The 13,833-nt window shown below is 44.0% G+C and carries 12 protein-coding genes; 3 read left to right on the forward strand and 9 right to left on the reverse strand.

Annotated elements, in window-relative coordinates; all coding sequences use genetic code 11:
• Window positions 1-95: 95 nt before the first annotated feature.
• The 5 genes from IQ224_RS15835 to IQ224_RS15855 all read right to left on the reverse strand — a co-directional run bounded on the left by IQ224_RS15835 (window position 96) and on the right by IQ224_RS15855 (window position 6,087).
• The gene (locus tag IQ224_RS15835) at window positions 96-620 is read right to left on the reverse strand and encodes a type II restriction endonuclease (protein ID WP_228036263.1); all 525 of its coding nucleotides are present in this window, start codon (window positions 618-620) and stop codon (window positions 96-98) included.
• A complete protein-coding gene (locus IQ224_RS15840; protein WP_084990105.1) occupies window positions 620-2,032 on the reverse strand; it encodes a DNA methyltransferase in 1,413 nt (470 codons plus the stop codon). The genes IQ224_RS15835 and IQ224_RS15840 overlap by 1 nt, the downstream gene beginning before the upstream one ends.
• A 284-nt stretch (window positions 2,033-2,316) precedes the next feature.
• Window positions 2,317-3,399 (reverse strand): ATP-dependent 6-phosphofructokinase, encoded by a 1,083-nt coding sequence (locus IQ224_RS15845; protein ID WP_002747623.1) that lies wholly within the window; start codon window positions 3,397-3,399, stop codon window positions 2,317-2,319.
• Window positions 3,400-3,651: 252 nt separating this feature from the next.
• On the reverse strand, window positions 3,652-5,094 hold the full coding sequence (gene gltX / locus IQ224_RS15850; protein WP_194033189.1) for a glutamate--tRNA ligase: 1,443 nt from the start codon (window positions 5,092-5,094) through the stop codon (window positions 3,652-3,654).
• A 516-nt stretch (window positions 5,095-5,610) separates the two neighbouring features.
• Window positions 5,611-6,087, reverse strand: a complete 477-nt coding sequence (locus IQ224_RS15855; RefSeq protein ID WP_002747620.1) for an NAD(P)H-quinone oxidoreductase subunit N — start codon at window positions 6,085-6,087, stop codon at window positions 5,611-5,613.
• A gap of 293 nt (window positions 6,088-6,380) precedes the next feature.
• Between IQ224_RS15855 and IQ224_RS15865 the strand changes: the two genes are divergently transcribed.
• A complete protein-coding gene (locus tag IQ224_RS15865) occupies window positions 6,381-7,250 on the forward strand; it encodes an ABC transporter permease (RefSeq protein WP_002747619.1) in 870 nt (289 codons plus the stop codon).
• A 49-nt stretch (window positions 7,251-7,299) separates the two neighbouring features.
• Here IQ224_RS15865 and phoU read toward each other — a convergent pair whose 3' ends face one another.
• From phoU to IQ224_RS15880, 3 genes are all read right to left on the reverse strand, one after another.
• Complete coding sequence (gene phoU, locus IQ224_RS15870; RefSeq protein ID WP_194033190.1) at window positions 7,300-7,968, reverse strand: phosphate signaling complex protein PhoU; 669 nt, start codon at window positions 7,966-7,968, stop codon at window positions 7,300-7,302.
• Between the two features lie 119 nt (window positions 7,969-8,087).
• A complete protein-coding gene (locus IQ224_RS15875; protein WP_002747617.1) occupies window positions 8,088-9,389 on the reverse strand; it encodes a cell wall metabolism sensor histidine kinase WalK in 1,302 nt (433 codons plus the stop codon).
• A gap of 47 nt (window positions 9,390-9,436) precedes the next feature.
• Entirely contained in the window at window positions 9,437-10,189 is a 753-nt protein-coding gene (locus tag IQ224_RS15880) for a response regulator transcription factor (protein ID WP_194033191.1), read from the reverse strand.
• A 69-nt stretch (window positions 10,190-10,258) separates the two neighbouring features.
• Here IQ224_RS15880 and IQ224_RS15885 point away from each other — a divergent pair, with 69 nt between their 5' ends.
• The gene (locus tag IQ224_RS15885; RefSeq protein WP_002747615.1) at window positions 10,259-11,026 is read left to right on the forward strand and encodes a creatininase family protein; all 768 of its coding nucleotides are present in this window, start codon (window positions 10,259-10,261) and stop codon (window positions 11,024-11,026) included.
• A 290-nt stretch (window positions 11,027-11,316) separates the two neighbouring features.
• Window positions 11,317-12,081 carry a hypothetical protein gene (locus IQ224_RS15890; RefSeq protein ID WP_194033192.1) on the forward strand — a complete coding sequence of 255 codons (765 nt, stop codon included), beginning with the start codon at window positions 11,317-11,319 and terminating at the stop codon, window positions 12,079-12,081.
• Window positions 12,082-12,110: 29 nt separating this feature from the next.
• On the opposite strand, the gene glcD is transcribed toward IQ224_RS15890, so the two are convergent.
• Complete coding sequence (gene glcD, locus IQ224_RS15895; protein ID WP_002747534.1) at window positions 12,111-13,577, reverse strand: glycolate oxidase subunit GlcD; 1,467 nt, start codon at window positions 13,575-13,577, stop codon at window positions 12,111-12,113.
• Window positions 13,578-13,833: the final 256 nt, after the last annotated feature.

The following is a 13,833-nucleotide window of genomic DNA, read 5'->3' on the forward strand; positions in this document are numbered from 1 at the left end:
TCTTTTGATATTAACTTATTTGTGCCTTAAGTCCTTTCCTGTATGAATTTCAGCTACTTTTGAGCTTAGGTACTCTCATTGAATTTTATTTTAAGTTAATTATTTGCATAACAATTCCCGAAGAGCCATTGATTATTACTAGAATTGAGCCAATCATAAGCAATCCCTGCTACTCTTAAAGTTGCTAATAGAGAACGAGTAAATTTACTTTGAGCTAAGGAGCCACCCGCGTTTCTCATTATTCCTCCTAAAGTGTCACCCCGAATCAATAGAAATCTATAGACTAACTCCTCGACAAAATTAGTCCCCGCAGGTTCCAGAAAATTGACAATTAATTCTTGAATTGCTTCTACCTTGTCTTGGGGATGTAAATAATTTTTAGCTTTATCAGAAATTCCCGATGCAGTTAATAAAGCCGCTTGAATATCTGGGATGTTTAGTAAATCTCTAGGATTGTTTGCGGTTTGGGCAATAATTTTTAAGGTTCTTGCTTCTGCAATTAAAGGAGTAGCTCTCTGATTTTTTTCTAAGGCTAGAGCAATAAATCCTGAACGGATAGCTTCATAGGTAGTCTCCAAATCACAACTTTGGTTTAAATGCAAGAGATAGGGTTTTTCCATTAAGGCTTTCTCCACACATAAATACATTTTCTTAAAGATTCTCTACCATGAGATCCCATTTGCTGACTACTATTACCTTTTCCCTGAGGAACTACTAAAATATTTTCTACTTTAAATCCAATTTCTTCGGCAATTTTTGACAAAATTAAATCTACAGAAATACTAGCTCCCGCATAGCGAACGTTATCATTAATCATACAAAAAATACCGGAGGATTTCATAACCCGAAAGCATTCATAAATTAGACAAGACATTTCCAGAAAATACCCCCTAATCATCCGAGGAATACCATGGTTATTTAAGGCCTTACTTGATTTTAATTCCTCTAAATAACCTAGGATACTTTCTAATAATTTTTGACGATCAGTTATGGCAATGGCTGGCGACCAATGTTCATTGATTTTTAGTAACTCTTTGGGTTTATTTTCAACAGTGCAACTAAGCATTTGTTGACGTAATTGTTTTAATTGTAGTTGATCTATTCCCAACAGAGCCAATTCCAAAGCGTAGATACGAGTATAATCATAGCGATTACAATAAGGAGGAGAAGTAATAATAGAATTGTATTTTTCTGAGGAAATCTCTGGCAAAATCTCAAGACAAGAACCTTGATATAGTTGAATTTTTCCCCGAGGATAATCTCTAGAAAAAAGTTCCAATTGTTGCTGACTAGGCTCTAAATCTGCGAGAATTTCTCGTAACTTGCTATGTAGGGCAATTTTAAAGTCTAAAATTTTTCCTTTGTCAAATATATTTTTGCCCTGTTGTTTACCAGAACGATAATCCCAACGGAGGTATTGACCATCTTTTCTAGTATAGCTAATTGATTCGAGAATAGAAAGTAAGGCAAGTTTTAAGATCGCTTGCACTCGCTCATTCTCTTGGGCAATCAAACCTAAGTAACTTTCTATACAAGCCTGATTTTCTTGGGGATATGCTCCTTGAGTAATTGGTAATTCTAATAACTTAACTTTGTCATCTACCTGTTGCCAAAGGCTATGGTTAGACCAATACTCTAGACGATGTATATCATCACTATTTAAGCCATTTTCTAAAATTTGTCTAGTAATAATTAATTCCTGTCCAATCGGCAATAGTTCTATTCCATCTGCTGATAAACCCCTGGCTGCCGCCGCAAACAAAGTTGTTCCGCTGCCAGCGAAAGGGTCTAGTATTTTTCCTCGTTTGATACCATATTTTTCTAGAAGATAAACTATCAGATCAACGGAAAAACCCTCTTTATATTTATACCAGCGATAAACTGGTTGGTTCTTATTACCTTGAAAACTCACTAAGGTACGAGATAATTGCTCAGAATCAAGTAATTTGTCTTGAAAATAATTAAATAATTCTTGATCGAGATCGTTGATTTCTAACAATCTTTCTGCTACATTAACCGAACTATTAATCATTTAGGTTTACTGGCGAAATTGCCGAAAAATAATTATCAGAGTTTATCTTTATGGCTCTCCTAGGTTTGGTGGGTAAAATGTATTCTAAGATACATTTCTCAAGAGCGAGGGGGTGGAACGAACCACAAAGACACAAAGGACACAAAGATCGATCGATCATAATGTAAGTTAAACTGATCATACAGAACCTAGAAGAGCCTCTTTATTTGAGGGGTAATTTTAATCGGTGGGGAAAGGGCGATACTTAAGGGTTAATTCTCGCACCGATTCCCCTAGATTTAATCTCAATCCCCTAGACAAATACCCAAACCCCTGGCGGTTTTGACTAAAGTTTCTTCGGGATCGACGACGCGATAGGTTTTAATCGCCTCCTCAATGGGAACACTGACCACTTGCCGATTTTGCCAGGCCACCATGCGATCGAATTCCCTCCTGGCGATCAGATCCACGGCCGCCACCCCAAAAGCCGCCCCCAGTAGGCGATCCATCGGAGAAGGAATGCCCCCCCGTTGAATGTGGCCCAGGAAAGTCACTCTCGTTTCGGCCCCGGTTTCCCTGGCAACTTCTTCGGCTAAATAGCGACCGATTCCCCCGAGACGATCTTCCCCTAGGGCTTCCTTTTGCACTAGGCGATTGCCAGTTTCGGTACGCACAGCCTCGGAGACAATAATCAGAGAAAACTGTTTATCCATACGCTGCCGCTGCCGGATCTTCTCGCAGACCTTCTCTAATCGGTAGGGAATTTCGGGAATGAGAATGATATCGGCCCCCCCCGCAATACCGGCAGCCAGGGCGATATGGCCGGCATCTCTACCCATAACTTCTAGAATCATCACCCGGTTATGACTAGCGGCGGTAAAATGGAGGCGATCGAGGGCTTCTGTAGCGATATTAGTAGCTGTATCGAAGCCGATGGAGACTTCTGTAGCTCCCACATCATTATCGATGGTTTTGGGGATACCGATCAGATTAATGCCTCCCTGTTGGGCAATACGACGCAAAATCGCCAGACTACCATCGCCACCGATGCCGATCAGGGCATCCAGTCCCAGACTATGATAGCCGTCGATGATGTCCTGAGAGCGATCGATCAGGGTTCCATCCGGCATCGGGAAAGCGAAGGGATCCCCCTTATTGGTAGTGCCGAGAATTGTTCCCCCCATCACTAACAGGCGATCAACCCCTTCAATATCAAAGATCGTGGTTTTGGGGGGACGGCTAATTAATCCGTTAGTTGCTTCTCGAATACCCACCACTTCCCAGCCATAATTGCCACTGGCATGGTGGACAACGGCACGAATGGCGGCATTTAAACCCGCACAGTCGCCACCACTGGTGAGAATTCCAATGCGTTTTTTTTCACCCATAGGTTTTTGTCAGGAGATCAACAAATCTATATTTAGGGAAAAGTTGCGGATAATGCCTAAAAATTAAGAAAGTTTCTAGATCGTCCCTGACAGCTAGGGGAAAAATCCGCTCCCATCGCCTCAGTAATTGATCACGAGCAGGGTATGCAGGGCGACACGGATTCCCATTATACTAGAAATTATATAGCAATTCTAGGGCATTTGTCAACCCTAATGTACGAGAAATTTTCTGATAACTGATAGCCGATCAATTTAACTATTTACTGCTTGCTGAAGACGGGATAGATCCCAACCTTTTTGATTGAGAAGTAGCCAAGACTGCATTAAATCCGGACCGTGTAACTCCCCCATCAAAGCAGCGCGTAGAGACTTCATCACCAGACCTTTTTTAACCCGATGGGCTTTAGTTATTGTCTCCACAATACCCTTAGCAACTTCTCCAGTCAAATCGGGAGTAATAGCGGCGAGAATATCCTTGATAATATCCTTAACTCCCTCTAATTGTAATTGACTCAAAGCCTCCTGATTATAATTCGCCACAGGGGTTAAAAGTAAGCGACTTTCAGCGACAGCATCGCTTAAACGAGTTAAACTCGGACCGATGAGAGTAGCCAAATCGATCAACCAAGCTCGATCGGTTTCAGCATCAAAATTATACCCTGCTTCTTGCCAGTAAGGGAGAAGTAAAGGCACTAATTCCTCACCGGTTAAACGATGAAGATATTGACTATTAATCCAATCCAATTTCGTCCAGTCAAATTTTGCCCCCGCTTTATTTACCCGTTCTAAACTAAACACTTCTGCGGCCGTTTCAAGGGTAAAAAGTTCTTCAGTGGAATCGGGAGGAGTCCAACCCAGTAGAGTCATGTAATTAACCAAAGCTTGCGGCAAAAAACCCAGTTTTCGGAAATCATCGATCGAAGTGACTCCATCCCGTTTAGATAACTTGCGACCCTCCTGATTTAAGATCAAAGGAGTGTGGGCAAACTCTGGCACTTTTGCCCCCAAAGCTTCGTATAAAAGAATTTGTTTAGCCGTATTAGCGATGTGATCTTCCCCACGAATAACATGGGTAATTGCCATATCAATATCATCAACAACTACCGCTAAATTATAGAGAGGCTGACCGAAGTTTTCCTCGGCATTTTCCGAGGTACGAGCGATCACCATATCCCCCCCTAAATCACTACCTTTCCAGATGACTTTTTCCCGGATTAAATCCTGCCAAATAATTTCTTGATCGTCATCAATAATAAAACGAATTACTGCTTTTCTCCCCGCTTGCTCGAATTGAGCTTGTTGTTCGGGGGTGAGATAACGATGACGATTATCGTAACGGGGGGCAAGATTGCGGGCTTTTTGTTCTTCCCGCATTTTTTCCAATTCTTCTGGGGTACAATAACAACGATAGGCTAAACCTCGATCGAGCAGGGTTTGAATAGCTTGACGATAATAATTAAGGCGTTGAGTTTGAAAAAAAGGACCTTCATCCCAATTCAGTCCTAACCATTGTAGGCCCGCTTGAATATTTTCGGTATATTCTGGTCGAGAACGTTCTAAATCTGTATCTTCCACGCGCAAGATAAATTTACCCTGGTGATGATGGGCAAAAAGCCAGTTAAACACGGCTGTGCGTGCTGTTCCAATGTGTAGATTTCCCGTGGGACTGGGGGCAATACGAACTCTTACTGTCACAATCTAACTCCTAGGTTTTTTGCGGCAACGATATCCCATATTATTGCAAATTCCCCTAGACCAACTCTCGAAATTAAGAAAATTAAAGTTCTTCGTTACTTGGTATGGTTCGATAGGGGGGCATAAATCGACTAAATCCTTATCTGGCAAGAGATTTAATTGATTAGTTCGCTCTAGACAAAAAACAATTAACAAAAATCGCTAAATGCCTTTCTATATAAGGGTTACATCCCTTATAACCCCTGTCCATTGCATAACACAAACCGAAGAGCCAAAATTAAGTGGGTGGGTGCAATTAAATATAAGATGAACGTAGGTTGGGTTGAAGCATGAAACCCAACTCCCGCATGGGTTACGCTACCGCTAACCCATCCTACAAATAATTGTGCCTCCCTACTTAAATAAATAGCTACCAAGGGTGAGAAAGGAACAACAAACTCTCAAGAATTGAAGTTTCCCTCTCCGGGGAGAGGGGTTGAGGGGGATATCTTTCAGTACCCGTGTTATTTGGGAAATTTAGGCAGCGATTAAAGATTTGCTCAAAGGTTGCCAACGGAAATATCTTTCCCCACCCAATTCGAGGACAAATTTTAACCGGGGTTCCTGTTGACTAAGATTAATTAAGTATTGTTTTTCTTCCGAGGACAAAACAAAACTTTCAATAATCCAAATCACTAAACCTTTAGATTTGGGGGGTAAATTTTCTAATTGATAGGTAGCAATGGGAGGAATAAAATAAACTGGTCCCACGGCTGCTTCCCGACCAATATTTTTTTTACCTAAATGGGGGGGACGGACTCCATGAATGCCGGTAAGATAGGCACTTAAATCCCCTAGACCCCTAGCGGTGATATGCAGGACATTGTAACCAGTGGCCCGTAAACGTCTTTGATAGCGTCCCTCGTAACCCCCTTCTAAGGGTGCGTAAACGCCTAAAGCACCGTATTGTTCCAGATCGCGAATAAATGGTTTTCCTGTGGTCAGTAATGCCATAGCTAGTAAAAAAAATCTTTTCCCCTATAATCGCACGTTTTGTTAAGTTGTGCGTCAGGTGAACAGAAAAAGACTTAGGATCAAAGATAGAGAGGGACAATCGCTACTCTCTCCCGAGGAGGCAATATGTTTCACGATCTCCTTTATCCCAACGGACTGCTTTATGTCCTGATTAAACTAACTGTTTTAGCTTTAGCAGTCTTGCTCTGGTTTATGGTCGTTTCGGCCCCGGCTGTTTGAAAAAACACTGCTCTTGTACAATTAGCGTTCTATGCAATGGCTAAATTTTGTCGATGACTCCTGTTAAATTGCCGATCGATCCTTTTCTGAAACCCAACCTAACCACTAAACTACTAGGGGTTGGGTTGGTATTGACAATTATTTTTATCCTGATTGCCCTGTTTTCGCCCCTTCTGCAAGCGATCGGCATGATTCAGGATCCAACCGACATTTTAAGCAATTATCCCCTACAAGCCCCCAGTTCCGCCCATTGGTTCGGGACGAATGTGCGCGGTTATGATGTCTTTTCCCGTACCCTATTCGGGGCGCGAGCGGCCTTGTCCGTGGTATTTTTGGCCACAGGATTATCTTTAGTCATCGGGGTTCCTTTGGGGTTAATTAGCGGTTATTTGGGGGGTAAAATCGATCGAGTTCTCCTCTTTATCATGGATACCCTCTACACCTTGCCGGGGTTATTATTATCGGTGGCTCTCGCTTTCGTCTTGGGTCGTGGTATCCTCAATGTAGCGATCGCTGTTAGTATTGCCTATATTCCCCAATATTTTCGCGTGGTCAGAAATCAAACCGCCAGCGTTAAAAATGAGTTATTTATCGAAGCGGCACGAGCGATCGGAGCTACACCGGGTCGTATATTATCAAAATATCTTTTCTTTAACGTCGTCCAGAGTGTCCCAGTTCTGTTTACCCTCAACGCAGCGGATGCGATCCTGGTTTTAGGCGGTTTAGGCTTTTTAGGCTTAGGATTACCAGAAGAAGTGCCGGAATGGGGTCATGATCTCAAGGAAGCTTTGGCGGATTTATCTACAGGCATCTGGTGGACGACTTTATTCCCTGGATTAGCAATGACCACGATGGTGGTGGGTTTATCCCTCTTGGGAGAGGGGTTAAGTGAAATTTTAAACCCCCTGAGTCGTAAAGGCTAAAAGCAAGGGCCAGAGTTCCAGAGAAATCATCTGAGGAACTTCCACACCCTCAGCCTCTCTGTCCGGTAACGATGTAAGATACCCTTTGGGCGATATTGGTGGCGTGATCGGCCATGCGTTCCAGATGACGGATTAGTAAAGCCATCAGCAAGATTGGTTCCACCACACCCTTGATATCTCTTTGATGGGCGAGAGTGTGATAGAGATAATCATAGGCTCGATCGACCGTATTATCTAGTTCTTTGACCTTTGGACCAGCTTCTTGGTCGAGGTCGGCCAGAGCAACAAGGCTCGTGGCTAACATATACTGAGCATGGTGGGACATAGCCTCGATCTCACCCATACAATCGTGGGGAGTATAGGCGAATAATTTGAGAGCTATTTCGGCCAAATCCTTGGCATAATCGCCGATACGTTCCAAATCGCGCACTAATTGCATAAAAGCACTTAAAAGCCGCAAATCTTGGGCTACGGGAGCCTGTAGAGTCATGAGAGTGGCACAATCTAACTCGATTTGACGGTAGTAGCGATCGATTTCCTTGTCAAGGGGGGCGATTTTTTTCGCCATTTCCAAATCCCTAGCAAAAAGGGATTGATGACTAAGACGAAAGGATTCTTCGACCAAGGTTCCCATTCTCAGCACATCCTGTTCCAATCGCTGGAGAGAACGAGCGAAATAGGTGCGATCGCGATGATTGGTTTCTTTGGATAGGCTCACGGTCGGATTTGCGTAACATAAAACTACTCTTTCTCTACAGTCATAACAAGAAAATTTTCGATTTTGTACAGTTGTCTAGAGAACTTGACAGATTTTTTTCTCCCCACACCCCACACCCATCACCCCACCTCCTTTTTTTGACGGGGGAGAGTGACTTGTAGGCGAGCGCCCCCGGTGTTAGGATCATTTTGAGCGACGATCGAACCGCCATGGGCTTGAATAATCTCTTTAGCAATCGATAAACCCAAACCGGTACTATAATCCTTTGTGCTTTGTTTTTGACGGGTGCGGGAAGGATCACCGCGAAAGAGGCGATCAAAAACGTAGGGTAGATCCGCTTCGTTAAATCCTTTTCCATTGTCGATAACGTCAATTTTTAGCCATTTTTCCCCGATAGTATCAGATATTTCCCGAATTTCTAGGCGAATTTTTCCCTGATCGGGACTATACTTAATGGCATTATCAAAGAGATTCAGGAAAACTTGCAGCAGACGAGAGTGATCGACTTCTACGGTCCAATCCAGCGGAGAGGAATAATCTAAGCTAATCTGTTTTTGGGCGGCTATTGGGGTGACAGTCTGCCAAGCGGCGGTGATTAAGTCCTCTAGATTAATCATCTGGTATTGTAAAGATCGCCCCGCATCCGCTTGTAATTCACTGATTTCTAGCCAATCGCAGACTAATTGACTCAAACGCTCCACTTCTTTCCCCATTTGTTCTAACCAGCGTCTTTCGGGAGCTTGGAGGCGTTTTTGTAAAGCTTCGGTAAGGAGAGAAATGGAGGTTAAGGGAGTGCGTAACTCGTGAGTTAAGTCAGAGAAAGCTCGCTCGCGATTTTGCGATAATTCCACTAAAGGCTGTCTATTTTCGATAAATACAGCGATTTCACCTTCTGGCAAGGGATAACCGTAACCCTTCAAGGCAATCGATTTAGGAGCAATCACTTGGCGATCGCTAATGGGGTTGACAGGATAATTAGTCGGGTAAAAAGTCCAAGTTTGCACCTGTGGACTCTGTTTTTGGCGAGTTTCTTGAATTAATTGATCTAATTCGTAGGAGCGCACCAATTCCAGCAGCAGACGCACCTGATCTGGCTGCCAGCGATCGAGTTTTAAGAGGGTAATTGCCTGTTGATTACACCAGAGCAGTTGATTATCGGCATCTATATGAAGATAGGCGATCGGCGCTAGTTCTAGCAAGGATTTCTGAATTTCTAAGCTCTTTTCTCGCTCTTGCAGACTTTGGGAGAGAAACTGTAATTCTCGACGCACTAGGGAGGTAACGGGAAAAGAGGCCGACAAATCCACCGAATCCGAGAGAGCGCTTAGGGTTCGCTTTAACTCTCTATTTAAGCGTGAGACTTGCCAGTAACAAATACTCAAACCTAAAACTACTCCCAAAATAAAAGCGAAAATAGTCATTATCCCAGAAAGCGGCGATCGCTAAACTTGAAAATATAATCGTTCACCTAGCCAAAACGATAACCGAAACCGCGTACAGTAATCAGGTATTCCGGTTGACTGGGATCGATTTCTAGTTTTTCGCGTAACCAGCGAATGTGAACATCGACAGTTTTGGTATCTCCTAAAAAATCTGGTCCCCAAATTTGTTCAATTAACTGCTCTCTTGACCAAACTCGGCGCGGATAACTCATAAATAGGTCGAGGAGACGGAATTCTTTAGGAGAAAGGTTAATTTCTTCATGTCGCACCGTCACCCGACATTCCTGGGTATAGAGAAAAACATCGCGGAATTTTCGCACGGGAGCGGCAGCGAGGGAAGTAAATCCTTGACGACGAATGAGAGCGCGACAACGAGCGACTAATTCTCGCATACTAAAGGGTTTAGTCAGATAATCATCGGCACCCACTTCTAAACCCAAAACTCGATCGGTTTCGCTGGCCTTGGCACTTAAGATTAAAATCGGGATAATATTGCCGTGATAGCGCAACAGACGGCAGATATCAAGACCGTTGATTTGGGGTAGCATTAAATCCAAAACGACCAAATCAAACCGAGACTCACCGTGATTAGATTCTTGACTTTGCAGCAATTCTAAAGCAGCGCGACCATCACTAACACCGAGCGCCTCGTAACCTTCTTCTTCCAAAGCCAAAATAATCATATCCCGAATCACTTCTTCATCTTCAACGATTAAAATCCGATGATTGGGAACGAAATCCGTACTCGCCGACAAGGGGGGGGTGTCAAGGGTTAACATAAAAATACTTGATTATTCGTCCTAATTTTATCTCAATTGGTCAACCTGCACTCGGGGGGGTAGAGCCGAATGTTATTACAGTTATCCACCTGGTTAGAGGTGGAATCCTATCTAGAACAATCTCAGGGAATTATTATTCCTATCGGTTCCACGGAACAACACGGGCCAACGGGACTAATTGGTACAGATGCTCTGTGTGCGGAGGCGATCGCTAAAGGAGTAGGGACACAGGTACGAGCAATGGTAGCACCCACCTTAAATGTCGGTATGGCCCTACATCACACGGCTTTCCCCGGTACAATTAGTCTTCGTCCTAGCACTTTGATTCAAGTCATCCTCGACTATGTGACTTGTTTAGCTAGAGCCGGTTTTCGTCAATTTTTCTTCATTAATGGTCACGGGGGCAATATTGCCACCCTAAAAGCCGCTTTTTCGGAAACCTATTATCATTTGGATGCCCTCAATTTACCTAACACAAACGAGGTTAAATGTCAAGTGGCCAATTGGTTTATGGTGCGAGAAGTTTATCTTTTAGCCAAAGAATTGTATGGAGAGCAGGAGGGTTCCCACGCTACACCGAGCGAAGTGGCATTAACTCAGTATCTTTACCCTGAAAGCCGTAAAAATGCCTTTTTATCGGAAAAAGTGGCTTCTGGTCATGATATTTACGGTGCGGCTAATTTTCGCCAAAATTACCCCGATGGTCGTATGGGTTCCAATCCTGCTTTAGCAACTCCCGAACACGGTCAGAGATTCTATGAATTAGCGGTGAAAGAATTGAGTAATACTTATCTAGAATGGCTCTCTTGTCCTGTGTCTGAGTTGATTAGTAACTAAGCCACCGAGACCCGGAATAATTTAACTGTAACCCTAAGTAAGTAGCTGGTTATAATTAAATTAAAAATGGATTTTAGGTTCGATCCCCCCTGCCCCCCTTGATAAGGGGGGTGTCTGACAACTTTTAACGCCTACCTACTTAAGTGGTTTCAATTAAATTGAAGATAGATTTTGTCTTTGATCCCCCCTTAATCCCCCCTTAATCCCCCCTTAATAAGGGGGATATCTGAACAATTTTTAACCCCCACCCACTTAGAAAGAAAAGATAAATATCCAAAAGGAGAAAATTGATGATTGCCACCACTGACAATAACTCCAATCAAGCTCTGGCTAGTTTGCGGGAAATACAAGAACTTGCCATCGCAATTACCGCCAAAAGCCTCAATCCCGCCATGTTAACGGTTGATTTCCTCAAATATTCGGGAATAGTTCCCCCCGACTGGGAATTAAATGGCCAGCCGGTACTCAATCCCAATTACGCTCAAGTTAATTTTCAAAATGGCATCGGCATCGTCGCCCAACCCCGGAAAATTACCTTTGTGGAGATAATTAACTCTCCCGATAGCCTGAACCTGAAACTGCCAGAAATTGTCGGTTTATATCTAGATAAACTCCCTTTAGCCGAATATCAAGCCCTGAATATCGCCCCGAAAAGTATTGTTCCTCTCCCCAGTAGCCCCGATGCCGCTAAAAAATACATCACCGAAACTCTTCTCGCCCCCGGTCCCTGGCTCAATTTCGGTACAGCCCCCCTACAAGCCGGCATCAATCTACTTTATCAGTTAGAAACCTCTCAGCTATCCGTGGCGATTAACGAGGCAAAATTGCAATTACCCGATGGCAAAATTTTAGGGGCGCTATTATTTGCCGGCAACTTTAACTATAATCTGGCCGAGGGCAGCGATCGATTAAATCTGCTCAAACAATATCTGGGACAATGGCGAAAAGACCTAGAGATTTTCCGAGAATTAATCACTCAACGCTTTCTGGAAAGACAAGTCCCAGTTTTCCCCTCTAATATCAATCTGCCCCTAGGACCCCAAGGTGGACTGTAATCAGTAATCAGTCAATACTTACCGATAACCTAAAACACATCCACCCCCGCAAACCCTTGTATTTTCGCATTAGCGGCTTCCCCACAGCTGCGCGGGGTGGGGAATAATTTCCCTGGGTTAGCCAAACCTTTGGGATTAAAGCAATCCCGCACATAGCCCATAGTTTCTAAGTCAATCTCGTTGAACATGGCGGGCATATAACAATTTTTATCGATGCCGATACCGTGTTCCCCCGATAAACTGCCCCCAACCCGCACACAAAGTTTGAGAATTTCACCGCCTAATTCCTCCACTTCTGCCCAGGCCCCTTCTACCCTGTTATCGTAGAGAATCAACGGGTGTAAATTGCCATCCCCAGCGTGGAAAACATTGGCGATTTTATAACCATATTTTTCACTTAAAGCCTTAATTTCCTGAAGAACAGACACCAATTGAGTGCGGGGAATCACCCCATCTTGGACAAAATAATTAGGGCTAATTTTCCCCGCCGCCGCAAAAGCTGCTTTTCTGCCCTTCCAGAGTTTAAAGCGGGTTTCGGCATCATTAGCCGTGGTGATATTTCTCGCCCCATTTTGACGGCAAATCTCGGCAACCCGATGTTTATTACTGGCGACTTCTACTCCTAAACCATCCAATTCCACTAATAAAACTGACTCGGCATCCCGGGGATAACAGCCGGTAGCCACCACGTCTTCCACGGCGTTGATACTGAGATTATCCATAATCTCCATCCCCGCCGGAATCATTCCCGATTTAATAATATCCGCCACCGCTTGGCCCGCCGCCTCGATACTGGTAAAATCAGCCAGTAAAACACAGATAGATTCCGGAGTTTTCAGAATTCTTAGGGTGATTTCCGTGGCGATGCCTAAAGTTCCCTCGGAACCCACAAATAAACCGGTTAAATCGTAGCCCGGTTGTTCCGGTACCGCACCCCCCACATCGATAATTGAACCATCGGGAAGGACGATTTTTAAGCCCATAACGTGATTGGTAGTGACACCGTATTTTAAACAGTGAACCCCGCCGGAATTTTCCGCCACATTACCGCCGATCGAGCAGATAATTTGACTAGAGGGATCCGGTGCATAATAAAATCCCGCCCCGCTTACTGCTTGCGTCACCCAATTATTAATCACCCCAGGCTGCACCACCACCCTTTGATTATCTAAATCAACCCTGAGAATCTGATTCATCCGCGCCGTAACGATGAGAATCCCCTCTTCTAAGGGTAACGCCCCTCCCGATAAGCCCGTTCCTGCACCCCTTGCTACCCAGGCAATCTCGTTATCGTGACAGAGTTTCACCACCGCCGCAATTTCTGCGGTGCTGCGAGGCAATACCACAAGAGCGGGTCTTTGTCTGTATCCTGTGATACCATCGCACTCGTAGGTTAATAATTCATCTTTGCGACGGATGACACCATCTTTACCGAGGATCGCTTCTAGCTGTTTGATCAGATTGGGGGAGATTTTCGGGGGATTTTTGAGTAACATAGGTTTCAGGGCGGCGGAGTCGCCATAAAATCGCTCTATAGGTTAAAATTTCGCAAAAAAGCCAAAAATGAAGCTTTAAAAACTGCTCTCTCCTATTTTACCACTACAACCCCTTCCTCTGTAGAAATCGGGTGTATCTCGCACTTGCAGCAATACCGACAACCAGCAATTATCGGTGACTTTTAGATTATTACAGATATATCAGCAGCCGTCTGTAAGCATCCCACCGAAAAACTAATGCGCGGGGGCTTGGGGG

The organism is Microcystis sp. LEGE 00066 (assembly GCF_015207925.1).
Taxonomy (GTDB): Bacteria; Cyanobacteriota; Cyanobacteriia; order Cyanobacteriales; family Microcystaceae; genus Microcystis; species Microcystis ichthyoblabe_A.

Bases quoted from the DNA above. Each gene is read 5' to 3' on its own strand.
- IQ224_RS15835 (WP_228036263.1), bottom strand. From the start codon at position 620: ATGGAAAAACCCTATCTCTTGCATTTAAACCAAAGTTGTGATTTGGAG.
- IQ224_RS15840 (WP_084990105.1), bottom strand. From the start codon at position 2,032: ATGATTAATAGTTCGGTTAATGTAGCAGAAAGATTGTTAGAAATCAAC.
- IQ224_RS15845 (WP_002747623.1), bottom strand. From the start codon at position 3,399: ATGGGTGAAAAAAAACGCATTGGAATTCTCACCAGTGGTGGCGACTGT.
- IQ224_RS15855 (WP_002747620.1), bottom strand. From the start codon at position 6,087: ATGGCATTACTGACCACAGGAAAACCATTTATTCGCGATCTGGAACAA.
- IQ224_RS15865 (WP_002747619.1), top strand. From the start codon at position 6,381: ATGACTCCTGTTAAATTGCCGATCGATCCTTTTCTGAAACCCAACCTA.
- IQ224_RS15875 (WP_002747617.1), bottom strand. From the start codon at position 9,389: ATGACTATTTTCGCTTTTATTTTGGGAGTAGTTTTAGGTTTGAGTATT.
- IQ224_RS15880 (WP_194033191.1), bottom strand. From the start codon at position 10,189: ATGTTAACCCTTGACACCCCCCCCTTGTCGGCGAGTACGGATTTCGTT.
- IQ224_RS15885 (WP_002747615.1), top strand. From the start codon at position 10,259: ATGTTATTACAGTTATCCACCTGGTTAGAGGTGGAATCCTATCTAGAA.
- IQ224_RS15890 (WP_194033192.1), top strand. From the start codon at position 11,317: ATGATTGCCACCACTGACAATAACTCCAATCAAGCTCTGGCTAGTTTG.
- glcD (WP_002747534.1), bottom strand. From the start codon at position 13,577: ATGTTACTCAAAAATCCCCCGAAAATCTCCCCCAATCTGATCAAACAG.